The sequence below is a fragment of the Pantoea sp. genome (genome assembly GCF_032114055.1).
Classification (GTDB): Bacteria; Pseudomonadota; Gammaproteobacteria; order Enterobacterales; family Enterobacteriaceae; genus Pantoea.
The window spans coordinates 1-24,685 of the sequence record NZ_DAMCTB010000017.1 but is presented as its reverse complement, the minus strand read 5'-3'; the positions used below and the strand labels follow the sequence as shown (position 1 = coordinate 24,685).

Annotated in this window: 21 protein-coding genes; 14 read left to right on the top strand and 7 right to left on the bottom strand. The window is 55.8% G+C overall.

All coding sequences use genetic code 11. The features are described 5' to 3' along the window. Positions 1 to 27: 27 nt before the first annotated feature. The 7 genes from yhdP to csrD form a co-directional block, all read right to left on the bottom strand. Positions 28 to 3,855 (bottom strand): AsmA2 domain-containing protein YhdP, encoded by a 3,828-nt coding sequence (yhdP, locus tag RT657_RS18935; protein ID WP_313656318.1) that lies wholly within the window; start codon positions 3,853 to 3,855, stop codon positions 28 to 30. Positions 3,856 to 3,985: 130 nt separating this feature from the next. Beyond that, positions 3,986 to 5,455 (bottom strand): ribonuclease G, encoded by a 1,470-nt coding sequence (gene rng, locus RT657_RS18930; RefSeq protein ID WP_313656317.1) that lies wholly within the window; start codon positions 5,453 to 5,455, stop codon positions 3,986 to 3,988. Then, positions 5,445 to 6,038, bottom strand: coding sequence for a Maf family protein (locus RT657_RS18925; protein ID WP_313656316.1), 594 nt, complete (start codon positions 6,036 to 6,038; stop codon positions 5,445 to 5,447). Before RT657_RS18925 ends, rng begins: the two co-directional genes overlap by 11 nt. Positions 6,039 to 6,046: 8 nt before the next feature. Next, complete coding sequence (mreD, locus tag RT657_RS18920) at positions 6,047 to 6,535, bottom strand: rod shape-determining protein MreD (RefSeq protein ID WP_111139674.1); 489 nt, start codon at positions 6,533 to 6,535, stop codon at positions 6,047 to 6,049. Beyond that, entirely contained in the window at positions 6,532 to 7,557 is a 1,026-nt protein-coding gene (gene mreC, locus RT657_RS18915) for a rod shape-determining protein MreC (protein ID WP_313656315.1), read from the bottom strand. The genes mreD and mreC overlap by 4 nt, the downstream gene beginning before the upstream one ends. A gap of 148 nt (positions 7,558 to 7,705) precedes the next feature. Continuing rightward, on the bottom strand, positions 7,706 to 8,749 hold the full coding sequence (gene mreB, locus RT657_RS18910; RefSeq protein WP_003855260.1) for a rod shape-determining protein MreB: 1,044 nt from the start codon (positions 8,747 to 8,749) through the stop codon (positions 7,706 to 7,708). Positions 8,750 to 9,059: 310 nt separating this feature from the next. After that, positions 9,060 to 11,009, bottom strand: coding sequence for an RNase E specificity factor CsrD (gene csrD, locus RT657_RS18905; RefSeq protein WP_313656314.1), 1,950 nt, complete (start codon positions 11,007 to 11,009; stop codon positions 9,060 to 9,062). A gap of 285 nt (positions 11,010 to 11,294) precedes the next feature. On the opposite strand from csrD, the gene msrP reads away from it, so the two are divergent. The 14 genes from msrP (at position 11,295) to RT657_RS18835 (ending at position 24,433) form a co-directional block, all read left to right on the top strand. After that, the gene (gene msrP, locus RT657_RS18900; protein ID WP_313656313.1) at positions 11,295 to 12,299 is read left to right on the top strand and encodes a protein-methionine-sulfoxide reductase catalytic subunit MsrP; all 1,005 of its coding nucleotides are present in this window, start codon (positions 11,295 to 11,297) and stop codon (positions 12,297 to 12,299) included. A 3-nt stretch (positions 12,300 to 12,302) separates the two neighbouring features. Next, positions 12,303 to 12,905, top strand: a complete 603-nt coding sequence (msrQ, locus tag RT657_RS18895; RefSeq protein WP_313656312.1) for a protein-methionine-sulfoxide reductase heme-binding subunit MsrQ — start codon at positions 12,303 to 12,305, stop codon at positions 12,903 to 12,905. Positions 12,906 to 13,137: 232 nt separating this feature from the next. Continuing rightward, positions 13,138 to 13,590, top strand: a complete 453-nt coding sequence (aroQ, locus tag RT657_RS18890; protein WP_313656336.1) for a type II 3-dehydroquinate dehydratase — start codon at positions 13,138 to 13,140, stop codon at positions 13,588 to 13,590. Positions 13,591 to 13,615: 25 nt separating this feature from the next. Continuing rightward, complete coding sequence (accB, locus tag RT657_RS18885; protein ID WP_128084844.1) at positions 13,616 to 14,077, top strand: acetyl-CoA carboxylase biotin carboxyl carrier protein; 462 nt, start codon at positions 13,616 to 13,618, stop codon at positions 14,075 to 14,077. An 11-nt stretch (positions 14,078 to 14,088) separates the two neighbouring features. Beyond that, positions 14,089 to 15,438 carry an acetyl-CoA carboxylase biotin carboxylase subunit gene (accC, locus tag RT657_RS18880; RefSeq protein ID WP_313656310.1) on the top strand — a complete coding sequence of 450 codons (1,350 nt, stop codon included), beginning with the start codon at positions 14,089 to 14,091 and terminating at the stop codon, positions 15,436 to 15,438. 72 nt (positions 15,439 to 15,510) lie between these two features. Then, a complete protein-coding gene (locus tag RT657_RS18875; protein ID WP_313656309.1) occupies positions 15,511 to 15,753 on the top strand; it encodes a YhdT family protein in 243 nt (80 codons plus the stop codon). Continuing rightward, positions 15,743 to 17,188, top strand: coding sequence for a sodium/pantothenate symporter (panF, locus tag RT657_RS18870; RefSeq protein ID WP_313656308.1), 1,446 nt, complete (start codon positions 15,743 to 15,745; stop codon positions 17,186 to 17,188). The genes RT657_RS18875 and panF overlap by 11 nt, the downstream gene beginning before the upstream one ends. A 16-nt stretch (positions 17,189 to 17,204) precedes the next feature. Further along, on the top strand, positions 17,205 to 18,086 hold the full coding sequence (gene prmA, locus RT657_RS18865) for a 50S ribosomal protein L11 methyltransferase (protein ID WP_313656306.1): 882 nt from the start codon (positions 17,205 to 17,207) through the stop codon (positions 18,084 to 18,086). A gap of 367 nt (positions 18,087 to 18,453) precedes the next feature. Next, positions 18,454 to 19,419, top strand: coding sequence for a tRNA dihydrouridine synthase DusB (gene dusB / locus RT657_RS18860; RefSeq protein ID WP_009087532.1), 966 nt, complete (start codon positions 18,454 to 18,456; stop codon positions 19,417 to 19,419). Positions 19,420 to 19,442: 23 nt separating this feature from the next. Beyond that, positions 19,443 to 19,739, top strand: coding sequence for a DNA-binding transcriptional regulator Fis (gene fis, locus RT657_RS18855; RefSeq protein WP_003855228.1), 297 nt, complete (start codon positions 19,443 to 19,445; stop codon positions 19,737 to 19,739). A gap of 535 nt (positions 19,740 to 20,274) precedes the next feature. After that, positions 20,275 to 21,300, top strand: a complete 1,026-nt coding sequence (locus tag RT657_RS18850) for an amino acid ABC transporter substrate-binding protein (RefSeq protein WP_313656305.1) — start codon at positions 20,275 to 20,277, stop codon at positions 21,298 to 21,300. 68 nt (positions 21,301 to 21,368) lie between these two features. Then, positions 21,369 to 22,547: an amino acid ABC transporter permease gene (locus RT657_RS18845; RefSeq protein WP_313656304.1), complete on the top strand. Its 1,179-nt coding sequence runs from the start codon at positions 21,369 to 21,371 to the stop codon at positions 22,545 to 22,547. A gap of 15 nt (positions 22,548 to 22,562) precedes the next feature. Further along, the gene (locus tag RT657_RS18840) at positions 22,563 to 23,663 is read left to right on the top strand and encodes an amino acid ABC transporter permease (RefSeq protein ID WP_313656303.1); all 1,101 of its coding nucleotides are present in this window, start codon (positions 22,563 to 22,565) and stop codon (positions 23,661 to 23,663) included. Positions 23,664 to 23,671: 8 nt separating this feature from the next. After that, a complete protein-coding gene (locus RT657_RS18835; RefSeq protein ID WP_111139686.1) occupies positions 23,672 to 24,433 on the top strand; it encodes an amino acid ABC transporter ATP-binding protein in 762 nt (253 codons plus the stop codon). Positions 24,434 to 24,685 lie beyond the last annotated feature (252 nt).

Sequence of the window (24,685 nt, the reverse complement as noted above, 5' to 3'; positions counted from 1 at the left end):
TGCGGTAATTCCGGTACGGCGTCAAATTCACTTGTTATCAGTTTCACGCGGTTTACGCAGCACTTCGCTAATTTCCGGTTTATCCAGCGGGCCGCTGATGTGATAACGCAGCAGTGAGATTTTATTCCACAACGGTCCCAGCACTTTACTGGCTGCAAAGACGGCCGCGCCAATCACCGGGTTAATGGCAAACGCCGTTGCCACGCCGACCGAGGCGGATATCTCAGGCGCGACAACCGCTTGCATATCTATCTGACGCTTCACCAGGTCGAGTTTACCCTGCATTGCGATGTCGGCTTCCAGTCCATCCACCAGCAGATTATCGGTGCGCATGACGCCGTTTTCGATCCAGGCTGTACCGTTGATGGAATCAAAGTAGAAGGCGTTGGTGAAGGTGTCGCTGAAGTCGAAGCGCAGCTTGCGTAACAGCGCATCGAAGCTCACCAGACGCAGGATTTTCCCCGCCGTGCCGGTGTTGACATCCGCAATCTGACCTTTACCGAAGTGGGTCTTCAGAGTACCGCTCAGGGTCTCTGCGGCGGGCTGCCACGGCGCGGATTTCCAGTGCAAATCGTAGGCGATATTAAAAGGCGCATCGCGCAGTGGTGTATTCATGCCAAACCAGTTGATCGCGTTATTGATATTCGGCCCTTTCAGCGTGCCTTTCAGTGAGGTGCGTGGATCACCCGGACGATTGACCCACTCACCGTCGATTTTCAGCTGTGAACTGCCGGTGTCCACTTTTCCATTAGTAAGTGCTAACGTATCTCCGCGTGGCTGAAGCATTGCGGAGATCTGGCCATATTTCTGGCCGAGTACCCAGCACTCTTTGCAGAAAAGCTGCAGAGCAGGCCACTGACTGAAGTTGATTTTCGTAGCCTGCTGAGAAGCCCCCTTACCCTCTTCGCGCTTTCCGGTTTCCCACTGCGGGTTGTAATAGAGATAATCCAGGCTGACCTGCCACGGTGCCGCAGGGGCCATAGTCAGTCTGCCGCGCAGCTCTTTCGCATTGACACTGACCTGACTCCTGCCGCCCGCACTCTGTGCCAGCGTCGCATCGACATCATGCCATTGCTGTCCAACCAGGGTGACCGCCGGACTGCGCAGGGTGACGTTGCCAGGCAGCGTAACGCCGCCGGTCCGGAAATCGCCATTTTCCGCCTGCCGTCCGCCTGCGGACTCCCCGCCGGCCAGCATCGCCACCCAGGCTTCGCCATCCAGCGCGGGCAGATTCAGCACCATCCCCGCGCGATCCGGCAGTGCCGGGGTTTTGTGTGCATCGTTCAGCCAGATGCCGCGATCCACGCGCAGCGTCGGCTCCAGCAGCCAGCGGCTGTTGAAACGCTGGTTGCCATTAACGCTGCCGCTGAGATCGAAATGGTGCAGATCGCCACTGGCCTGAATGGTCACAGGCATCGCCTCACCCGCCTGTTTTTCCAAGGGAGCAGGTAAGCGACTGCTTACTTCTTTTGCATTTCCGTTCAGCGCAACGTCATACCGCACGCCGCCCTGATGCGGCAACGTGATACCCACTTTACCCTGCCACGGCAGATGTCCGCCCAGCTCTCTGCTGACGGCGGTCGGGATCTCGCGGATTTTAGCGGGTTGCCAGTCGCCCTGAAGGCTGACGTCGACGCCAAAGTCATCCGGGTTCTCCTGGGTGCTGAAACGTACGCCCATCGGCTGACCAAACCACTCCGCGCGCAAATCGTCGCTGACCAGATTGCCGTTGTCATAGCGGAAGCGACCTGAGAGAAGGTTAATGGTGGTTTTTAACGGTTTAATGAACAGCGCGTTATCCGTCAGATCGACGTTGCCGCGGGCATGCACCTGCCTGCCATCCAGCGGAATATCCAGGTTCAGATGACCGCCAACCCGTCCGCTGATTTGCAGCTGCTCCAGCGCGGCACCCAGAGAAGGTTTTAACGGCGTCTGCTGGAAATAATCCGCGACCTGCGCGCCCTGACCGCTGATATCGCCATCAATAATCAACTTCTCTTTCAGATAATCAGGGATCACCGCACTGACGTTGCGCGCCTCTACCTCGCCCAGCCTGGCCACCGGTGCGTTCATCCAGAGGCCATCATTCACGAAGTTGAGGTCGATATCGAGATTGCTGATCGCGGGCCATTTCGGCTGAAATGCGTAAGTGGCCTGGCGCAGCGGCACCCAGACCTGGAACATACCGTCATTGTGCTTAAACGGGAACAGGGTCGGATTACCGGCAAACAGCAGCGTAGCGTTATCAACTTTTCCACCTTTTACGGCCCCGCTCAGATAGTGCGTCAGGCCATTGCCCATCAGTGGAACCGGGAAGTAGCGCCAGGCATCGCCCGCATCCGTTACCCGTATACCGGCCAGAATATCCATACGTGGCTCGCCTCCGCTGTTCTGCTGATAACGGAAGTCACCGCGCGCATGGAGTGAACGCGCCTGCAGATCCAGATTTTCGCCCGCCAGCGTCAGACCATGTTCATCACGCAGCCAGCGCAGCGCGCCGGTTACCCCTTTAATCTCCAGCGGAGCCTGAAACATGTCGCCATAGGGAACGGTCGCCGCGCCCATATTGACGCTGACCTGGCCATTGGTCAGGCTGCCGCGCGCCTCACCGCTGAGGTGGCTGATGCCCGGCAGTAGCTTCCAGTGCTGCCAGCTGAAATCGTGCCACTTCACCTGCATACGGGTTTTTTCAGGCTGCTGCAGCGGAATATCCAGCGCCAGACCCTCGACGGTGCCCTGCGGCTGCAGCGCCTGCCAGTTCTCAAACAGCGCCGGAGAAAGCGGCGCGAACAGCGGAACGATCGGCGCAATGTGTTTCAGCACCAGCTGCGTGGCGCGCACGCGGACTTCCGCCTGACTCCCGGTGCCCAGCAGCTGCTTGTCTTCAGGACGCCATAACAGCGAGAAGTGGCCTGCGGGCCAGGGCTGGTTGTCGGTGCTGAGGCGGGTCTGCGGCACGTTGACCACCCAGCCATTCTGGAAGCGGGACAGGTGCGCGGTCAGCCCATCGACTGTGATCTGATGGCGTCCGGCTTCGCCCTGCCAGCTGGCGCCGCCCTGACGCAACAACAGATCGCCCGCGTAGAGGTCGCCATCGCGCAGGCTGACCCAGGCCGCCAGGCTGAAACGGGCGCTGTCCAGACGGGTATTGTCACGCATCCAGCGGCCCAGCCATGGCCGCATATCCACGTCGTCGGCCTGCAGCCAGATCCGGCCATCGTTCAGCAGACCGTTGCTGTCATTGAGGTCGAGCCGCACCTGAACCACGCCGTGCTGGCCGGTAAAGCTCGACAGGCTGACTTCACCTTCGGCCCGGTGGCGGTTATCTTCATTAAGCCAGGTCAGGCGGGGGATCGCCAGTTCAGCGTGCTGACCGGAGGGGGTACGGAAACGGATGGTGCTGTCACGCAGATCGAAGTGGTCAAACTGACGCAGGAAGAGTTCGTTGATCTGCGCCGGACGGAAACTGTTTTTCTCTTTGTCGTTATCCAGCAGTGGACGATTGCTGTCGAGATGGAGCTGCCAGAAGGTGAGATCGCGGAACTGCCAGCGCCAGTGCAGCAGGGATTGCCAGACGTCGAGCGCGAGATTAATGCGTTTGATGGAGAGTCTGCCAGTGTCGTGCAGATCGACACTGAGATCGCGCACCTGCAGAGTCGGGCCGAAGTTCTCCCATTTGCCCTGAAGCTGGCTGGCGTCGACCGGCACACCGCTGCGATCGGAGATGAATTGCAGAAGGTTGCTGCGATAGCTGTCGAGATGCGGCATGACCAGACGCATTCCGCTGACCAGCAGCGCAACAATCACAATGATTGTTGCGACCAGCAGTAACAAAATCCTCGGCAACTGCCTCACTCACGCCTCTCCTTGTGTTCCGTAAACAGTGGATAGTTGGTTCGCATACCCGACCGTCTTAAGATAAAAGCGCCTGCACGCATTTTATCCCCAACAAGGGCGTTGATTCAGCCCGGCGCCCGGGCTGAGGTTACATCATAACAACGTCGAACTGCTCCTGCGTGTAGAGCGCTTCGACATGCACTTTAACCTGCTTGCCGACAAAGATTTCCACTTCGGCCAGCGCATGTGACTCGTCGGTTTTCAACGCCTCACCGACCGTCGGAGAGACATAGACCAGAAAACGGTCAGAATCGTAGGCGTGGTGTACCCGGACAATTTCACGCATGATTTCGTAGCAGACGGTTTCAACCGTTTTCAGCGTACCGCGCCCTTTGCAGACCGGGCAATCCTGACACAGCACATGCTCAATGCTTTCACGGGTTCGCTTACGCGTCATCTCTACCAGCCCCAGCGCAGAGAAACCGTGGATGCCGGTCTTGACCCGATCTTTACTGAGCGCACTCTCCAGCGAATGCAGGACCCGCCGACGATGATCTTCGTTGCTCATATCAATGAAGTCGATAATGATAATGCCCCCCAGATTACGCAGTCGCAGCTGACGCGCAATCGCCTGAGTGGCTTCAACGTTGGTGTTAAATATTGTCTCATCCAGATTGCGATGACCGACAAAGGCACCGGTATTAATATCTATCGTCGTCATCGCTTCGGTCTGATCGATGATCAGATATCCGCCTGACTTTAGTTCAACTTTGCGATCCAGTGAGCGCTGAATCTCATTTTCAACGTCAAACAGGTCGAAAATAGGCTGTTTACCGTTGTAAAGCTCCAGTTTACCGGCCATCTCTGGAATATATTCACCGGTAAACTCCACCAGCATGTCACAGGTCAGACGCGAGTCGACCCGGATGCGGTCCAGCGCGGCACCGGCAAAATCGCGCAGAATACGCTGAGCCAGCGCCAGCTCGCCGTAGAGCAGACAGCGGGTCTGATTGCGCTTTTTACGCTCACTGACTTTGGTCCAGAGGCGTTTGAGAAAAGCGGCATCCTGCGCCAGCTCCTCTTCGCCAATCCCTTCTGCTGCTGTACGGATAATAAAGCCGCCCAGATGATCGCAATAGTCCGCCACCACAGCTTTGAGCCGGTCGCGCTCTTTTTCGCTTTCAATACGTTGAGAAACGCCCACGTGCGACGCACCGGGCATAAAGACCAGGTAACGCGATGGCAGTGTGATATCTGTCGTCAGACGGGCACCTTTGGTGCCGAGCGGATCCTTGACGACCTGCACCACCAGGTCCTGACCCTGACGTACCAGTTCGGCGATGTCGCGTACAATAAAGTTTTTCTTTTCATCGCCTGCCACGCATTCCGTGTGCGGCATGATGTCCGAGGCGTGCAGAAACGCCGCTTTTTCCAGACCGATATCAACAAAGGCAGCCTGCATACCCGGCAGAACACGGCTTACGCGGCCTTTATAAATATTGCCAACAATGCCACGCCGCGCTTCACGCTCAATGTGGATCTCCTGAAGGATGCCGCCGTCGATATAGGCTACACGCGTTTCAGAAGGCGTGACGTTAATCAGTAATTCAGCCGTCATGTTGACCCCTTACGGCACGCAGTGACTGGAAATGGCTGATCAGCTCGGCCGTTTCAACCAGGGGTAATCCCACCACTGCGTGATAACTTCCATTAATTTTGCGGACAAAGTTTCCTCCCCTGCCCTGAATACCGTACGCGCCCGCTTTATCCATTGGTTCGCCGGTCGCGATATAGTCGTCGATGTCGCTCTCGGTTAAGGTGCGGAAAGTCACATCCGTCGTCACAACACAGTCCAGCGCCTGCTGACGGTCGGCCAGCGCCACGGCGGTCATCACCTGATGTGTCTGGCCGGAGAGTTTGCGCAGCATCGCGTGTGCATCGTCGACATCGCGCGGTTTTTCCAGCACCTCGCCATTCAGTACCACGATCGTATCCGCACCCAGTACGGGCAGATCCTGCGCGGCCAGTCGGACGCCCGCCTGCGCTTTGTCATTAGCAAGACGGCGAACATAGATCGCTGCCGCTTCACCGGGCTGACGCTGCTCCTCAACGTCAGTCACAATGCGTTCGAATGTCAGGCCAAGCTGAGTCAGCAGCTCACGACGACGCGGTGAACCGGAAGCAAGATAGAGGGTTACCATAAATTTCCTTATTGAACAGCGAACTGACGACGAATTTTTCTCATTAACAAGAATAGCCAGGGCCAGAGAATACCGTCGACAACACTGCTCCAGAAAATTTCAGGTCGGAATGAAACGTTGATTACCAGGAATTCAGCCCAGAAGACGATCACATCCATCGCCAGCGACAGGACCATCACCATCAGCGCCTGCTGCCATAACGCCAGGTTACGGAATAGCTGAAACTTAAACGCAATCAGGTAGGCGATGATACTAAGCGCCAGCGCCCGTACACCGAGCGTGGAGCCCGCAATCAGGTCCATGATGGCACCCAGCACGAAACCGGTGCCGACATTGACCCGATGCGGCAGGGCAAGCACCCAGTAGATCAGGATCAGCAGCAGCCAGGAAGGCCGGAACATGTAGATCTCATCCGGCCACGGCATGATCTGCAGAACGAGCGCCACCAGGAAAGAGAGCCAGATGACCCAACGTCCCTGGCTGCGATATCGACTCAAGGCTGGCCCCCGCGTGAACGCGAGGCGCCACTCTGCCCGCTGCTGCCGCCACTGGTTGAGGGTGCAGGTGGTCCCATCTGCGTGGCAGGCGCAGGCGGGCCCATTTCACCCGCAGGCGGTAAGACCTGTGGCATCATCTGCATCAGACGTTCATTGGCTACGCGATGAACTTCATCCTGCGGCAGTGGCATATCGCCATTGCGATCCGCACCCCACAACAGCAGCAGATAGCGCAGACGCTGCAAGCCAGCGGTCGGATGCGCCTGAATCACCGTGTAAGCACGTTGCGTATCCACTTTTACCGAGGAGACGACCCCGACCGGATATCCCTCAGGGAAACGTCCGCCGATGCCGGACGTGACCAGCACATCGCCGACCCGGATATCTGTGTTGCCCGGCAGATGCTCAAGCTGGAGATCTTCGGTACAGCCGTTACCCGCCGCAATCACACGAATGTCATTGCGCAGGACCTGAATCGGCAGAGCATGTGAGGCATCGCAGATCAGCAGCACGCGACTGGTGAGCTGCCCGACTGCAATGACCTGACCGACCACGCCTTTATCACTGATCACCGGCTGCCCTTCATAGACGCCGTTAACGCTGCCTTTGTCGATCACGACCTGATCCGTGTAAGGATCGGTGCCGGTCGAAATGACCTGCGTCACCATCTTTTGCTCATCCTGACGCAGCGGTGAACCCAGCAGTTCACGCAGACGTGCGTTTTCCTGCTTATATTGCCCCAGCATTAGCAGGTTACTGTTTTTCAGGAAGAGCTCGCGACGTAAGGCTTTGTTTTCCTGCTCCAGCTGCTGACGGGACGCCAGCGACTCTGACACGCCATCCAGCAGCTGACGTGGCCCATTGGCCAGGAAGTAAAACGGGCTGACCGACGTATCCAGATAGTTGCGTATTTGGGTGAAAGACCCCACACGGCTGTCGGCGATGATGATGGCAATTGCCACAATGACCGCCAGAAAAAGACGCAACTGCAGGGAAGGCCCCCTGCTAAAAATCGGCTTCATATAATCTGCGTGATCCTCGACAACAGGAGAGGAAGCAGCGGCAAAATACCGTGCTTCCCTGGGCTGAACGCAATGTACCGGTACAGACGTCGCCGGTTCACATGCCGCTCCCTTGCATGATCATCGCGTTCTCAGCCGGTTGAGGCAATTATTCTTCGCTGAACAGATCGCCGCCATGCATGTCGATCATTTCCAGCGCCTTGCCGCCACCGCGTGCCACACAGGTCAGCGGATCTTCAGCGACGACGACCGGAATACCCGTCTCTTCCATCAGCAGACGGTCCAGGTTACGCAGCAATGCGCCACCGCCGGTCAGCACCATGCCGCGCTCTGAGATATCAGACGCCAGCTCAGGCGGACACTGTTCAAGGGCGACCATTACCGCGCTGACGATGCCGGTTAACGGCTCCTGCAGTGCTTCCAGAATTTCGTTGGAGTTCAGCGTGAAACCACGCGGCACCCCCTCTGCCAGGTTACGACCACGCACTTCGATTTCACGGACTTCGTCGCCCGGATAGGCTGAACCGATCTCATGCTTAATGCGCTCTGCGGTCGCTTCACCAATCAGTGAACCGTAGTTACGACGCACATAATTGATAATAGCTTCATCAAAGCGATCGCCACCAATACGCACGGAGGAGGAGTAGACTACGCCGTTCAGAGAAATTACGGCAACTTCAGTGGTACCACCACCAATATCAACTACCATTGAACCGGTCGCTTCAGAGACGGGCAGTCCAGCACCGATCGCGGCAGCCATTGGCTCTTCAATCAGAAAGACTTCGCGTGCGCCTGCGCCCTGTGCGGATTCACGGATAGCGCGGCGTTCAACCTGCGTTGCACCAACCGGTACACAGACCAGCACGCGAGGGCTGGGACGCATAAAGCTGTTGCTGTGAACCTGTTTAATGAAGTGCTGCAGCATCTTTTCGGTCACGAAGAAGTCAGCGATAACGCCATCTTTCATCGGGCGGATAGCGGCAATATTGCCGGGCGTACGGCCAAGCATCTGTTTGGCGTCATGACCCACGGCCGCGACACTTTTCGGTGAACCGGCACGGTCCTGTCGGATAGCGACAACGGAAGGCTCGTTCAGCACGATGCCCTGTCCTTTTACATAAATCAGGGTATTCGCAGTACCCAGGTCAATGGACAGGTCGTTGGAAAACATGCCACGAAATTTTTTAAACATACTAAGGGATAATCCTGCAAGCTGGGGGCGGAAAATAAAATCCGCTTACTTTACCAACCACACGAAGCAGCCACAAGGCGCAAAAACGTTCTGCTTCGGTGAAAAAAGACGCCTGATTGCGTTTAAGTCATCTGAACCCATACTTCATCCTGGCAGAATGGCGACCAGAGGCCATCAGCACTGCCTTTTCCGATTTCTGCCCATTTCCTTTCCGACATAAAATTTAACATTTCCGGCAGAATGGGCCGCCGTTCAGACGCGGCTAAACATTAAAAAAACCGCATATTGCCCTCTGCATGACGGCAATAGATTAAATACGGTAACGTTGTGAATACTTTTTCACGTTACTGTTAACCGGAAGCGAAGGGGCAAAAAAGTCGCCCTGTCCGCCTGCCACACCCAGCGCCACCAGCGTCTGCCACTCAGCTTTGGTCCGGACGCCAGCCGCAAATACCTGAACATCCGTGCTCTTACAGACCTCCAGCAGACTCTGTACAAACAGCTGATTTTCAGTCCGCCGCTCAATGTTGCGCACCAGTCCGGCATCCAGCTTGATCACTTCCAGTGGCAGCTGCCGTATATAGGCGCTGCTGACCACGGTTAAGCCGGCCTGATTCACAGCAATCCGGCAGCCAAAAGCCTTAAGCGCGCGGAATACCGGCGCTAACCGGTTGATGTGTTGACAAACATCTGCCTCGGCAAGTTCAAATAAAAATCGCTTTCTTTGCGATTTCGGGCACTGCAACAGCATGTTCTGCAGCCAGAGCACGAAGGTGCGCTGCAGAAGCGAGTTGATTGTCACCGGGATCACCAGCGTCTCTTCAGGCCAGAGTTCAGAGAGCGCCGCGATGCGGGTCATCAGCTGACGATCCCAGCTTTCTGCCATGCCGAGCTGCTGCACCAGCGGCATATACTCTGCGGCCAGCACTTCTTTGTCTCCGTCGAAAATGCGGGTCAGCATGACCCGATGCCGCACCTTTCCTTCGATGTTCACAGCAGGCTTATGGTACAGCCGCGGACCGCCACGGCTCAGCGTGTTCTCCAGCAGCGTTCGCCAGCGCACACTTCCCCGCCCCGCATCCTGAGGATTACCGGCGCCGTTAGTCCAGTTGTTACCGCCCAGCAGGGCTGCGCGCCGGGTGGCCATTTCAACGTTTTCCATCACCTGCGGCATGGTCTGCCCGCTACACCAGGCGCTGATGCCGATATGAATCAGATCATCCCGGTTCAGCAGCCGCATCGGAGGCAGAGAATCCACCGCATTGATTAGCTGATCGGCAATCGCGTTAGCCTCTTTGAGGCTGCGATGCGGCAGCAACACGGCAAAATCGCTGCGGAAGTAACGTGCCAGCAGCGCGCCGGAATAGCGCAGCACAAAGGTAGAGAGCATATTGACGAAGTTAAAGAGGTACTCCTCTGGCAGACCGGGCTCCAGGGCGTCTTTCAGCGTGTCCAGATCGGGCAGACGGATCATCATCACTACGCCGTGGGTACCGACATTTTCCTGATCCTCCAGCAGCGTCGCCAGCTGGTTATCAAAGAAGAGCCGGTTATTCAGGCCGGTGCGGCTATCCTGGGCGGCAAAGGTGCGGATCAGCGTGTCGATACGCAGGCGCTGTTCGCCCGCCTCCTGCAGATCGGCCAGCAGCACATCCAGTGCGCGGCTCGCCCGCGGCGGCCACTCATCTATCGCGCGCTTCGGCACCACGCCACGCTCACCGCTGATAATCGCCTCAGCCCGCGCCTCAAGATGCTCCATGCCGCGCCACTGACGTGCAAGCCAGCGATGCATCATCAGCAGCATCAGACTCATGATCAGCATGATGACAAACAGCAGGGTCAGCGTGGAGGTGCCGGTGATCGAGCCCAGCCAGGTTCTGGCGGGATCGAGCGTGACGACCCGCAGGGTTAATCCGGTCTGATGTATCAGCGGCACATCGACCTGCATAAACCGGTTAGGCTCATCCTCCAGCATCGGGTTTTCATGTCGGGAGAGGGCAAGAAACGTCTGCCTGCCGTTGTGAAGCAGGATCTGCTCGGCATTCATGACTGGCATCATGCGCACCAGCCAGCGTTGCATTTCGGATGGCGTCTGGGTGAACATCGCCTGATCCACCTCCGTCGCCAGCGCCCGCGCCCGATGTTCAACCCGTTCATGACTGAACCAGAAAACACTGAATGCGCAGCCCGCCAGCATCAGTGACATGGCCAGCAGACTTAAGAACGTGATAATCGCCGATAATTTTGTGGTTAGTCGCATCCCTGTGCCTGTCTTACTGGGGTGATAACCGGATCACCCAACCTTGTACCGTCAGCCTGACGAAAACGCGAGCAAAAATAGCATAATTTGCCGCTGTCGACAGCGCCGGGTCGCATGAAGCCGAAGTATATCGTCGGGATAGCGCAGCTGACGTTGGCCCGGACACTTTTCAGTGCATTCTCATCGTTAACCGCAGCCAGGAAATTTCACATTTTTGCGGCGAAACTGGCTGATATCAGCAATAGTCATCATGCTGGTTGATGACATCCCGTCTGGAGAACGCCCATGAAACGCATACCCAATCTGACCGAAGGCGAGGTAACGCCAGAAAGCATTTTTAATATGAAGCGCCGTCAGGTGCTGAAAACGCTGGGACTCAGCGCGGCGGCAATGGGGATGCCGGACGTGGCCAATGCCGATATTCTCAGCTGGTTTAAAGGTAATGACCGTCCGGCAGCGCCCGCAGGCCGGCCGCTGGACTTTACCAGACCCGCGCAGTATCAGGCCGATCTCACCTTAACACCCGCGGATAAAGTATCCGGCTATAACAACTTCTATGAGTTCGGGCTGGATAAGGCCGATCCGGCGGCCAATGCCGGGAGCCTGAAAACGGAACCCTGGAAACTGACCATCGACGGGGAAGTCGCAAAGCCCGTGACGCTGGATATAGATGACATCTTTAAAAAGTTCGCCATGGAGCAGCGAATCTATCGCATGCGCTGTGTCGAGGCCTGGTCGATGGTGGTGCCCTGGATAGGCTTTGAGCTGAATAAACTGCTCTCGCTGGCAGAACCCACCAGCAAGGCGCGCTTTGTCGCCTTCCAGACCTTGTATGATCCCGAGCAGATGCCAGGCCAGAAAGATCGCTTTATCGGCGGCGGTCTCAACTATCCCTATGTTGAGGGGCTGCGTCTGGATGAAGCGATGCATCCGCTGACGATACTGACGACCGGCGTCTATGGCAAAGCGTTGCCGCCACAGAACGGCGCGCCGATTCGGCTGACCGTACCGTGGAAGTATGGTTTTAAGGGCATCAAGTCGATCGTCAAAATTACGCTGACCGCGACACAGCCGCCGACCACCTGGAACCAGATTGCCGCCGATGAATATGGTTTTTATGCCAATGTGAATCCGCACGTCAACCATCCACGCTGGTCGCAGGCGACTGAGCGGTTCATCGGTCCGGGCGGTACGCTAAAGGTTGAGCGTCAGCCCACCCTGCTGTTCAACGGCTATGCCGATCAGGTGGCCTCGCTCTATCGTGGCATGGACTTACGGGAGAACTACTAAGTGGTGCGCCTGTCGCTAAAACAGATCGTGTGGCTCAAGGTGATTCTGCATCTGGCGGCATTTCTGCCGCTGGTCTATCTGATCTTTGCCGCGATGCAGGGCGGACTGAGCGCAGATCCGGCTAAAGATATCCAGCACTTTACCGGCCGGATGGCGCTGAAGCTGCTGCTGGGAACGCTGCTGGTTTCGCCGCTGGCCCGTTACGGCAAGCAGCCGCTGTTAATCCGCACCCGTCGCCTGCTGGGCGTCTGGACATTTGTCTGGGCTTCTCTCCACCTGCTGAGCTACTACCTGCTGGAACTGGGCATGGATAACCTGCGTCTGCTGGGCAGCGAGCTGATTTCCCGTCCTTATCTGACGCTGGGCATTATCAGCTGGCTGATATTGCTGGCCCTGGCGCTGACCTCGTTTCAGCGTGCGCAGCGCAGGCTCGGTAAACGCTGGCAGACGCTGCACAACCTGATCTATCTGGTCGCCATCCTGGCGCCTGTTCACTATATCTGGTCGGTAAAAATCCTCTCTCCCCAGCCACTTATCTATGCGCTACTGGCAGCGTTCCTGTTAGCCTGGCGTTACAAAAAAGTGCTCAGATGGTGGTCCCGCTAGCGCGTCGCCCGTTGTTTTCCGCTGCCATTTTCTGATAAAAGATGTGGCCTCCAGGTCACATCCGATCATCTTCGCAGATAAGACCAGTATTTTGCTGCGAAATGACACGAAACGGATATAATGCCCGGCTTTATTGCTCGTCGGGTCTTCTTTTTCATTCGGAAAGGTGACAAATGAAGATTCGCAAGGTATTTTACGCGATGCCTCAATGATTGCGGGAGATGGCAGCACGATGGCGCATAAATTACATATTCTGCTTTTGAACGGACCCAACCTTAATCTGCTGGGAAGCCGTGAACCAGAGAAGTATGGTCACACCACGCTGCGTCAAATCGTTGACGATTTAACGCAACAGGCAGACCAGCTGAATGTGGAGTTGAGCCACCTGCAAAGCAATGCTGAATTTCAGCTGATTGATCGCATTCATGAGGCCAAAGGCAAGGTGGATTACATCATCATTAATCCTGCCGCGTTTACCCATACCAGTGTCGCACTGCGTGATGCCTTGTTAGCGGTAGAAATACCTTTTATCGAGGTTCATCTCTCCAACGTGCATGCCCGCGAGCCCTTCCGTCATCACTCCTATCTTTCTGATGTGTCTGCTGGCGTGATCTGTGGGCTGGGCGCTGACGGCTACACCTGGGCTTTACAAACGGCAGTCAAACGCCTGTCTCAAACTAATTAATCAAACTGAGTACGGAACCCCACTCATGGATATTCGTAAAATTAAAAAACTGATCGAACTGGTTGAAGAGTCTGGCATTTCTGAGCTGGAAATCTCTGAAGGTGAAGAGTCCGTTCGCATCAGCCGTGCACCTGCAAATAGCGGTTACCCGATGATGCAGCAGGCTTACGCTGCGCCTGTTCAGCAGCCTGCGCTGGCGACGGCGGTTGCGCCTGTTGCGGCGGTTGCCGAAGCGGCACCGGCTGAGATCAGCGGTCACATCGTGCGTTCACCTATGGTAGGTACCTTCTACCGTACGCCGAGCCCGGATGCGAAAGCCTTTGTGGAAGTCGGTCAGAAAGTGAATGCAGGCGATACCCTGTGCATCGTCGAAGCCATGAAAATGATGAACCAGATCGAAGCAGACAAATCAGGCGTGGTAAAAGCGATCCTGGTTGAGAGCGGTCAGCCGGTCGAATTTGACGAGCCACTGGTTATCATCGAGTAACGGGGCAGATCATGCTGGATAAAATTGTTATTGCTAACCGCGGTGAGATTGCGCTGCGCATTCTGCGTGCCTGTAAAGAGCTGGGCATCAAGACTGTTGCGGTACACTCAAGCGCGGATCGTGACCTGAAGCACGTGCTGCTGGCAGACGAAACCGTCTGCATCGGCCCGGCGCCGTCAGTCAAAAGTTATCTCAACATCCCGGCACTGATCTCTGCTGCAGAGATCACTGGCGCGGTAGCGATTCACCCGGGCTACGGCTTCCTGTCTGAGAATGCCGATTTTGCTGAGCAGGTTGAGCGTTCTGGCTTTATCTTCATCGGTCCGAAAGCCGACACCATTCGCCTGATGGGTGACAAGGTTTCTGCGATCAACGCGATGAAGAAAGCCGGCGTTCCGACCGTACCGGGCTCTGACGGTTCGCTGACGGATGATATGGAAAAGAACCGTGCCTTTGCCAGGCGCATCGGTTATCCGGTCATCATCAAAGCGTCTGGCGGTGGCGGCGGTCGTGGTATGCGCGTCGTGCGCAGCGACAAAGATTTGGAACAATCCATCAACATGACGAAAGCGGAAGCCAAAGCGGCTTTCAACAACGACATGGTGTACATGGAGAAGTATCTGGAGAACCCGCGCCATATCGAAATTCAGGTTCTGGCTGATGGTCAGGGCAACGCGATCTATCTGGGCGAGCGCGACTGCTCCATGCAGCGTCGCCACCAGAAAGTCGTCGAAGAAGCACCAGGCCCGGGCATCACGCCGGAGCTGCGCAGCTTCATCGGCAATCGCTGTGCGAAAGCCTGTATCGAGATCGGCTATCGTGGCGCAGGCACCTTCGAGTTCCTGTATGAAAACGGTGAGTTCTACTTCATTGAAATGAACACTCGTATTCAGGTGGAACACCCGGTGACAGAGATGATTACCGGTGTGGATCTGATCAAAGAGCAGTTGCGTATTGCTGCCGGTCAGCCCCTGTCGATCAAACAGGATGAAGTGGTGATTCGCGGACATGCGGTTGAGTGCCGTATCAACGCCGAAGATCCGGTGACCTTCCTGCCAAGCCCGGGTAAAATTACCCGCTTCCACGCGCCAGGCGGTTTTGGGGTGCGCTGGGAGTCGCATATTTACGCCGGCTACACCGTTCCTCCGTACTACGATTCTATGATCGGCAAGCTGATCACCTACGGCGAAACGCGTGACGTGGCCATCGCCCGCATGAAGAATGCGCTGGCGGAACTGATCATCGACGGTATCAAGACCAACGTTGATCTGCAGATGAAAATCATGTCCGATGAGAATTTCCAGCACGGTGGAACCAATATCCACTATCTGGAGAAAAAACTCGGCTTGCACGAGAAGTAATCGCAACGCTGAGTCAGTCAGAGGCCGGTTAATCCGGCCTTTTTCTTTTGCCGCTGGCGTTAAGGTTGAATCATGGATGCTCGTTTTATCCAGGCACATAAAGAGGCGCGCTGGTCTCTCTATCTTACCCTGCTCTGGCTCGCTGCCTGGGGGCTTTCCGCCTGGCTGGGTGGCAGCGAAAGCGGTGTGACCGGACTGCCGCGCTGGTTCGAACTCTCCTGCCTGTTTGCTCCTCTGTTGTTCATTTTTCTGTGCTGGCTGATGGTACGGGTGCTTTTCCGCGATATGCCGCTGGAGGATAAAAATGAACGGTGAAATTATCCTGCCGTTACTGATCTATCTGGTGCTGATCGCCGCGCTGTCGATCTTTGCCGTCCGCAAAAGACGTCAGGGCAGCTTTCTGACAGAATATTTCCTTGGCAGCCGCTCGATGGGCGGATTTGTGCTGGCGATGACCCTCACCACTACCTATATCAGCGCCAGCTCGTTCATCGGGGGGCCCGGTGCGGCCTACAAATATGGGCTGGGATGGGTATTACTGGCGATGGTCCAGGTACCCGCCGTCTGGCTCTCGCTGGGCGTGCTGGGCAAAAAGTTTGCCATTCTGGCGCGTAAATATAATGCGGTAACGCTGAATGACATGCTCTATGCACGCTATCAGAGCCCGCTGCTGATCTGGCTGGCGAGTCTGAGCCTGTTGATCGCTTTTATCGGTGCCATGACGGTGCAGTTTATCGGTGGTGCCCGGCTGCTCGAAACCGCCGCGGGCATTCCCTATGACAAAGGGCTGCTGATTTTTGGCGGCACCATCGCGCTCTACACGGCGTTTGGCGGCTTCCGCGCCAGCGTTCTCAACGACGCGATGCAGGGCATCGTGATGCTGATTGGCACGTTCCTGCTGCTGTTCGCGGTGATCCATCAGGCTGGCGGCCTCAGCGTGGCCGTTGAAAAACTGCATGCGATTGATCCTGCGCTGCTGTCGCCGCAGGGGCCCGGCGAGATTATCACCCCGACGTTTCTGAGTTCATTTATCGTTCTGGTCTGCTTTGGCGTCATTGGCCTGCCCCATACGGCGGTGCGCTGCATCTCCTATAAAGACAGCAAGGCCGTCCATCGGGCCATTATTCTGGGTACCATTGTGGTGGTAATCCTGATGCTGGGTATGCATCTGGCCGGAGCCCTGGGCCGCGCGGTGCTGCCGAATCTGACCGTGCCGGACAGTGTCATACCGACCCTGATGATTACCGTCCTGCCCCCGCTGGCAGCCGGTCTGTTTCTGGCTGCACCAATGGCCGCCATTATGTCGACCATCAATGCCCAGCTGTTGCAGGCGTCGGCTACGCTGATCAAAGATCTCTATCTGCGTGTCGCCCCGCAACATCTTGAGAATGAGCCGCGGCTGCGGCGCTTGTCTGGCACCATTACCTTTGCACTGGGTCTTCTGCTGCTGATTGCAGCATGGAACCCGCCCGATATGATTATCTGGCTCAACCTGCTGGCATTTGGCGGCCTTGAGGCGGTGTTCCTCTGGCCACTGGTTCTGGGCCTCTACTGGGAACGCGCGAATGCCGCGGGTGCCATTACCGGCATGGTGGCAGGCGGAGGTTGCTACGCCTTTCTGGCGAGCCTCAACCTGCAGATTCTGGGGTTTCACCCCATCGTGCCCTCACTGATTCTGAGCCTGCTGGCCTTTTTAGTGGGCAACCTGTTTGGACGCGCGCCGCACAGGGTCGACGCGCCGCAACATTGACGGAAAGAGAGACGTTATGCCGTGGATTCAAATCAAGATAAATAGCTCAGGTGAACATGCGGAAACGCTGAGCGACGCACTGATGGAGATCGGTGCCGTTTCCGTGACTTTTCAGGATACCAACGACACGCCGGTTTATGAGCCGCTGCCGGGTGAAACACGCCTGTGGGGCGATACCGATGTCATCGGCCTGTTCGATGCAGAGACGGACATGGCTGGGGTAACCGCTGAACTGGCTCAGCATCCGCTGCTGGGCGAAGGCTTCCGTCACCGGATCGAGCAGATAGAAGACAAAGACTGGGAGCGCGAATGGATGGAAAACTTCCACCCGATGCGCTTCGGCGAGCGCCTCTGGATCTGCCCAAGCTGGCGCGACGTGCCGGAACCTGACGCCGTCAACGTGATGCTGGATCCCGGCCTGGCGTTTGGCACTGGCACCCATCCCACCACCTCGCTCTGCCTTACCTGGCTTGACGGGCTGGATCTGGCGGGCAAAACCGTGATCGATTTCGGCTGTGGTTCAGGGATCCTGGCGATCGCGGCCCTGAAGCTGGGTGCCGCTCAGGCGATCGGCATTGATATCGATCCGCAGGCGATTCAGGCCAGCCGGGATAATGCCGAGCGCAACGGCGTTGCCGATCGTCTGTCGCTCTACCTGCCCCACCAGCAGCCCGATAATCTGCAGGCGGATGTGGTCGTCGCCAATATTCTGGCTGGCCCGCTGCGTGAGCTGGCGCCACTGATTAGCGTGTTACCGAAGTCTGGCGGTCATCTGGGGCTGTCCGGGGTGTTAGAGAGTCAGGCAGAGGGCGTCTGCGAAGCCTACGCCAGCGAATTTGCGCTCGACCCGGTGGCGGTTAAAGAGGAGTGGTGCCGGATTACCGGAATTAAATCCTGATTTTTGCCCCGCTCTTCCCCCGCGGATAGCGCGGTTTCAGGTACAAAGCGTCCTGACAGCATATTCCACCAGCCCGCAGCGTAAGTTGCGGGCTTTTCTGACCTGAACTGGATGCTTGTATCGTTAATCACGGCATGTGACGTTTATTATCTGGTGAATTGCCGTACTTTTCTGGAAAAATTTTTGTTCACAATTTCAGCATAAATTATTAAGTTTATGATATTTAAGACTAATTATTAATGCTTCGCATCATCGCCCGGTTTTCATTGATCTTTCTTGCTGATTGTTCAAAGTTTGGCCTTTCATCTTCCTGCAAAAATGCGTAATATACGCCGCCTTGCAGACACAGTATGGCCATTCTGACTTCATGCGTATTGGAAACCTCCAGCTGAGAAATCGACTGATTGCAGCGCCTATGGCCGGTATTACCGACAGGCCGTTCAGGACGTTGTGTCATGAAATGGGTGCAGGCATGGCAGTTTCTGAGATGTTGTCATCTAACCCGGAAGTCTGGGCGAGCGACAAGTCTCGATTACGTATGGTGCACAGTGATGAGCCAGGCATTCGCGCTGTGCAGATTGCCGGTTGCGATCCCAGCGAAATGGCGCAAGCTGCACGCATTAATGTCGAGGCTGGTGCACAGGTCATCGACATTAATATGGGATGCCCTGCCAAGAAGGTTAACCGCAAAATGGCGGGTTCAGCCTTGCTGCAATACCCCGCAGTGGTGGAGTCTATTCTCTCCGCAGTGGTTAATGCGGTAAACGTGCCGGTCACGCTGAAAATCCGTACTGGCTGGGATCCTGAAAACAGGAACTGTGTCGCGATTGCCCAATTGGCTGAACGCTGCGGTATCCAGGCTCTGACGATACATGGCCGCACTCGTGCCTGCCTGTTCAACGGAGAAGCTGAATATGACAGCATTCGGACAGTTAAGCAGAGTGTTTCCATTCCGATTATCGCGAATGGAGACATAACTGACCCGCATAAAGCCAGAGCGGTGCTCGACTATACAGGGGCCGATGCTCTGATGATAGGACGCGCTGCTCAGGGAAGACCGTGGATCTTCCGGGAAATCCAGCATTATCTGGACACTGGGGAGCTGCTTGCCCCGCTGCCACTGGCAGAGGTCAAGCGCTTGCTTGTTTCGCATATACGTGAGCTGCACGACTTTTACGGTTCAGGCAAGGGATACCGTATAGCGCGCAAGCACGTCTCCTGGTACCTGCAGGAGCATGCCCCTAATGACCAGTTTCGGCGCACATTCAACGCCATTGAGGATGCCAGCGAACAGCTGGAGGCGTTGGAGGCATACTTCGAAAATCTTGCGTAACGAAATAAAGAGCTGAAAGAACTATGTTCGAACAACGCGTAAATTCTGACGTACTGACCGTTTCTACCGTTAACTCACAGGATCAGGTAACTCAAAAACCTTTGCGTGATTCGGTTAAACAGGCACTGAAGAACTATTTTGCTCAACTGAATGGTCAGGATGTGAGCGACCTGTATGAGCTGGTTTTGGCTGAAGTCGAGCAGCCTCTGTTGGACATGGTGATGCAGTATACCCGTGGCAACCAGACCCGTGCTGCCCTGATGATGGGTATCAACCGCGGTACGCTGCGTAAGAAACTGAAAAAATACGGCATGAACTGAGTCTGAGTTCAGTCTGTTAATCACGCCAGCCTTCGGGCTGGCGTTTTTATTTGTGCGTCATCGCACAAAGTCGCCGCATTGAGCATGAAACAGTTGTCTGCAATATGGTAACTATAGTTGCAGTTGCTGACGTGATATTTCGCCCTCTTGTCTTTCCCTGCTTTCGCGACCATTTTACTTCTGGCCTGGCTCTCCTTCCCTGTCATCACTGATTGTGTGATTTTCTGCGCATTAAAAAGCAATAGATTCTTTTCATACATTCCTGCCTGAGTGAATGCTCACACTGCTCTCATGTAGTGAAACTATTTGCACTAATTGTGATCGGGTCGACTCGCATTGCTTCCTTTTGGTGCGCGATATTAGCGGAACTTTCCAGGTGCTTCCGATTATTAACCGTTCTTTCAGCCCTGTTCAGGCCTCTGCAAACCTGGCATCAGCTTTGCAGAGTCGTGAATGGCTGACAGCCACAGACAGGAAAAAACGCACAATAAAGTGCGCAAACATAACAACATAATCCCGCCACACAGGATGCTTTATGAAAAAGATGATGCTCTCTACGCTGATCGCCGCTGCCTCGCTGGCTGGCCTTGCTCAGCAGGCACACGCAGGCACCACACTGGATGCGATAAAGAAAAAAGGATTTGTTCAATGTGGGATCAGTGACGGCTTGCCGGGCTTTTCCTATGCCGATGCCAGTGGCAAGTTCACGGGTATCGATGTGGATGTCTGTCGTGCTGCGGCTGCCGCAGTATTTGGCGATGCCACCAAAGTGAAATATACCCCGCTGACCGCCAAAGAGCGTTTCACCGCCCTGCAGTCCGGCGAAGTCGATGTGCTGTCACGTAACACTACCTGGACCTCATCACGTGATGGCGGCATGGGCTTCCTGTTTGCGGGCGTGAACTATTACGACGGTATCGGCTTCCTGACTCACCAGAAAGCCGGTCTGAAAAGTGCGAAAGAGCTGGATGGTGCCACCGTCTGTATCCAGGCGGGCACCGACACCGAGCTGAACGTGGCGGACTTCTTCAAAGCCAACAAAATGCAATATACCCCGGTGACCTTCGATCGCTCCGATGAGTCGGCCAAAGCACTGGATAGCGGCCGCTGCGACACGCTGGCCTCTGACCAGTCTCAGCTTTATGCATTGCGTATCAAGCTGGGCAAGCCTGACGATTTTATCGTGCTGCCAGAAGTGATCTCTAAAGAGCCGCTGGGGCCGCTGGTACGCCGCGGTGATGATGACTGGTTCACCATCGTGAAATGGTCTCTCTACGCCATGCTGAATGCGGAAGAGATGGGTATCTCCTCGAAGAACGTCGACCAGATGGCCGCGAAGCCAACGACGCCGGATATGGCGCACCTGCTGGGCGCAGAGGGTGATTTTGGTAAAGACCTGAAGCTGGATAATAAGTGGGCCTACAACATCATCAAGCAGGTGGGCAACTATCAGGAAAGCTTTGACCGCAACGTCGGTAAAGATAGCGCACTGAAGATCGCTCGCGGTCAGAATGCGTTGTGGAACCAGGGCGGCATTCAGTACGCGCCGCCGGTACGTTAACAGACCTCGCCAGTCGGGCACCGTATTCTGCGGTGCCCTAGCCCAGCTTTCGTTACTGAGGTTTCAACATGTCACAACGCCCAACCGTGAAAAGGGATTTTTCATTTGGTAATCCCACGGTTCGCGCCTGGATTTATCAGTTCATCGCCGTTGTCGCGGTGCTTGGTGTGGTGGGTTATCTGGTGCACAACACCATTATCAACCTCGCCAATCGCGGCATTACATCAGGGTTTGGATTTCTTGAGCGCACTGCCGGTTTCGGCATCGTTCAGCATCTGATTGAGTATACGGAGGGAGATACCTACGCGCGCGTGTTTATGGTCGGATTAACCAACACGCTGCTGGTCTCTGCGCTCTGTATTGTTTTCGCATCGATTATCGGATTCGCGGTCGGTCTGGCCCGCCTGTCTGACAACTGGCTGCTGCGGAAGCTTTCAAATATCTATATCGAGACCTTCCGTAATATCCCGCCCCTGCTCCAGATCTTCTTCTGGTACTTTGCGGTACTGCGCAATCTGCCCGGCCCGCGCCAGGCGCTGAATGCTTTCGATCTGGCCTATGTCAGTAATCGCGGGCTCTATGTGCCCTGGCCGACCTATGCACCGGGCAGCTGGCCGTTTGTTATCGCACTGCTTCTGGCATTAGCCGTGAGCTATGGCCTGTTTCGCTTTAACCGGACTCACCAGCTGAAAACCGGTCAGTTACGTCGTACATGGCCCGCCGCGGTAGGGATGCTGATCCTTTTCCCGCTACTGGCCTATATGGGGTTTGGTCCGGCGACGCACTGGGATGTGCCGCAGCTGCGCGGGTTCAACTTCCGGGGTGGCTCGGTGATGATTCCGGAACTGGCGGCGCTGACGCTGGCACTCTCGATCTATACCTCATCATTTATCGCAGAAGTCATCCGTTCCGGTATCCAGTCGGTACCTCATGGTCAGCATGAAGCCGCACGATCGCTGGGCCTGCCGAATCCGGTGACGCTGCGCCAGGTGATTATCCCGCAGGCCATGCGGGTGATTATTCCGCCGCTGACCAGCCAGTACCTGAACATCGTGAAGAACTCCTCTCTGGCCGCCGCCATCGGTTATCCCGATATGGTGTCGCTGTTTGCCGGTTCGGTCCTGAATCAGACCGGTCAGGCTATCGAGACGATCGCGATCACGATGGGCGTTTACCTGATTATCAGCCTGCTGATATCGCTGCTTATGAATGTCTACAACCGCAAGATTGCGCTGGTTGAGCGTTAAGAGAACGGGATCCTTATGTCTGTCACTACACATGAAACGCCCCCCGTCCCGACGACGCTGTTCAGTCGCGCCTGGCTCTGGGCTCGTAAAAATCTGTTTTCAGGTTGGTTTAATACCTTACTGACGCTGCTGTGCATCTGGATAATCTGGCATGTCATTCCGCCCGCGCTGAACTGGCTGGTCTTTCAGGCCAACTGGATCGGTTCCACGCGTGCCGATTGTACTAAAGAGGGTGCCTGCTGGGTCTTTATCCATGCGCGATTTGGTCAGTTCATGTATGGGCTCTACCCGCATGAACTGCGCTGGCGCATTAACCTGGCGCTGGTGATTGGACTGTTGTCGATTGTGCCGATGTTTGTGAAAAGCCTGTCTTATCGCGGACGCTATATTGCCGCCTGGGCGGTCATCTATCCGCTGACGGTTTGGTTCCTGCTCTATGGCGGCTATCTGGGACTGGAACGGGTCGAAACCCGTCAATGGGGTGGATTAACGCTGACGCTGATTATCGCCTCTGTCGGGATTGCCGGCGCGCTGCCGCTGGGCATTCTGCTGGCGCTGGGTCGCCGTTCACGGATGCCGGTTGTGCGCACGCTGTCGATTATCTTTATCGAGTTCTGGCGTGGCGTTCCGCTGATCACCGTGCTGTTTATGTCATCCGTAATGCTGCCACTGTTTATGTCAGAAGGAACAACGATCGACAAGCTGGTGCGCGCGCTGGTCGGCGTAATCCTCTTCCAGTCCGCCTATGTGGCCGAGGTGGTTCGCGGTGGCCTGCAGGCGCTGCCTAAAGGTCAGTATGAAGCTGCCGAGTCGCTGGCGCTGGGTTACTGGAAAACGCAGATGCTGGTGATTCTGCCGCAGGCACTGAAGCTCACCATCCCCGGGCTGGTGAACACTATCATCGCCCTGTTTAAAGATACCAGTCTGGTCATCATCATCGGCCTCTTCGATCTCTTCAGCAGCGTCCAGCAGGCCACGGTCGATCCGGCCTGGCTGGGCATGTCGACCGAAGGCTATGTGTTTGCTGCACTGGTCTACTGGATTTTCTGTTTTAGCATGTCGCGCTATAGCCAGTATCTGGAAAAGCGCTTTCACACCGGGCGTACACCGCACTGAGGTTTTACATGACTGACTCTATGACACACTCTTCCGACCCGTTGATGATCTCGCTTGAGAACGTAAATAAATGGTACGGGCAGTTCCACGTACTGAAAGACATCAATCTGCAGGTAAAACCCCGCGAACGCATCGTGCTGTGCGGCCCTTCCGGCTCCGGCAAATCAACCACGATTCGCTGCATCAACCATCTGGAAGAGCATCAGCAGGGGCGCATCGTGGTGGATGGTATTCACCTTAATGATGATGTGCGTAACATTGAGCGCGTGCGCACCGAAGTCGGTATGGTCTTCCAGCACTTCAACCTCTTCCCCCATCTGACCGTGTTGCAAAACTGCACGCTGGCGCCATCATGGGTAAGGAAGATTCCAAAGAAGGAAGCGGATGAACTGGCCATGCACTACCTGCAGCGCGTGCGTATTGCTGAACATGCACATAAGTTTCCGGGGCAGCTCTCGGGAGGGCAGCAGCAGCGTGTGGCGATTGCCCGCTCGCTCTGTATGAAGCCGAAAATTATGCTGTTCGATGAGCCAACGTCGGCGCTGGATCCTGAAATGGTGAAAGAGGTGCTGGATACAATGATTGGTCTGGCTGAAGATGGAATGACGATGCTCTGCGTGACCCACGAGATGGGCTTTGCCCGGACGGTCGCAGACCGGGTGATCTTTATGGATCGAGGTGAGATCGTTGAAGTCGCGCCACCTCAGGAGTTCTTTGCCAATCCAAAATCGGAGCGCACCCGGGCGTTCTTATCGCAGGTTATCCACTGATAAGCCGTTCAGACAGCCTGTTAACCCGGCCTGGTGCCGGGTTTTTTTGTGGTCTGAATAACCCGGCAGCTTTGCTTTTCAACAGGTTGCAGAGGCACAGACAGCAAAGTGATGGGGTAACAGACATCAGAGAGACTGAAAGTGTTTATTGCGCCACAACGAAAAAAGCCCTTCGCGCATGCGAAGGGCTCTCTCTTATTTGATGCCTGGCAGTTCCCTACTCTCGCATGGGGAGACCCCACACTACCATCG

Excerpts from the sequence above, each read along its gene's own strand:
- rng (WP_313656317.1), bottom strand. The coding sequence starts at position 5,455 with ATGACGGCTGAATTACTGATTAACGTCACGCCTTCTGAAACGCGTGTA.
- RT657_RS18925 (WP_313656316.1), bottom strand. The coding sequence starts at position 6,038 with ATGGTAACCCTCTATCTTGCTTCCGGTTCACCGCGTCGTCGTGAGCTG.
- mreC (WP_313656315.1), bottom strand. The coding sequence starts at position 7,557 with ATGAAGCCGATTTTTAGCAGGGGGCCTTCCCTGCAGTTGCGTCTTTTT.
- mreB (WP_003855260.1), bottom strand. The coding sequence starts at position 8,749 with ATGTTTAAAAAATTTCGTGGCATGTTTTCCAACGACCTGTCCATTGAC.
- csrD (WP_313656314.1), bottom strand. The coding sequence starts at position 11,009 with ATGCGACTAACCACAAAATTATCGGCGATTATCACGTTCTTAAGTCTG.
- msrP (WP_313656313.1), top strand. The coding sequence starts at position 11,295 with ATGAAACGCATACCCAATCTGACCGAAGGCGAGGTAACGCCAGAAAGC.
- aroQ (WP_313656336.1), top strand. The coding sequence starts at position 13,138 with ATGGCGCATAAATTACATATTCTGCTTTTGAACGGACCCAACCTTAAT.
- accB (WP_128084844.1), top strand. The coding sequence starts at position 13,616 with ATGGATATTCGTAAAATTAAAAAACTGATCGAACTGGTTGAAGAGTCT.
- accC (WP_313656310.1), top strand. The coding sequence starts at position 14,089 with ATGCTGGATAAAATTGTTATTGCTAACCGCGGTGAGATTGCGCTGCGC.
- RT657_RS18875 (WP_313656309.1), top strand. The coding sequence starts at position 15,511 with ATGGATGCTCGTTTTATCCAGGCACATAAAGAGGCGCGCTGGTCTCTC.
- panF (WP_313656308.1), top strand. The coding sequence starts at position 15,743 with ATGAACGGTGAAATTATCCTGCCGTTACTGATCTATCTGGTGCTGATC.
- prmA (WP_313656306.1), top strand. The coding sequence starts at position 17,205 with ATGCCGTGGATTCAAATCAAGATAAATAGCTCAGGTGAACATGCGGAA.
- dusB (WP_009087532.1), top strand. The coding sequence starts at position 18,454 with ATGCGTATTGGAAACCTCCAGCTGAGAAATCGACTGATTGCAGCGCCT.
- fis (WP_003855228.1), top strand. The coding sequence starts at position 19,443 with ATGTTCGAACAACGCGTAAATTCTGACGTACTGACCGTTTCTACCGTT.
- RT657_RS18850 (WP_313656305.1), top strand. The coding sequence starts at position 20,275 with ATGAAAAAGATGATGCTCTCTACGCTGATCGCCGCTGCCTCGCTGGCT.
- RT657_RS18845 (WP_313656304.1), top strand. The coding sequence starts at position 21,369 with ATGTCACAACGCCCAACCGTGAAAAGGGATTTTTCATTTGGTAATCCC.
- RT657_RS18840 (WP_313656303.1), top strand. The coding sequence starts at position 22,563 with ATGTCTGTCACTACACATGAAACGCCCCCCGTCCCGACGACGCTGTTC.
- RT657_RS18835 (WP_111139686.1), top strand. The coding sequence starts at position 23,672 with ATGACTGACTCTATGACACACTCTTCCGACCCGTTGATGATCTCGCTT.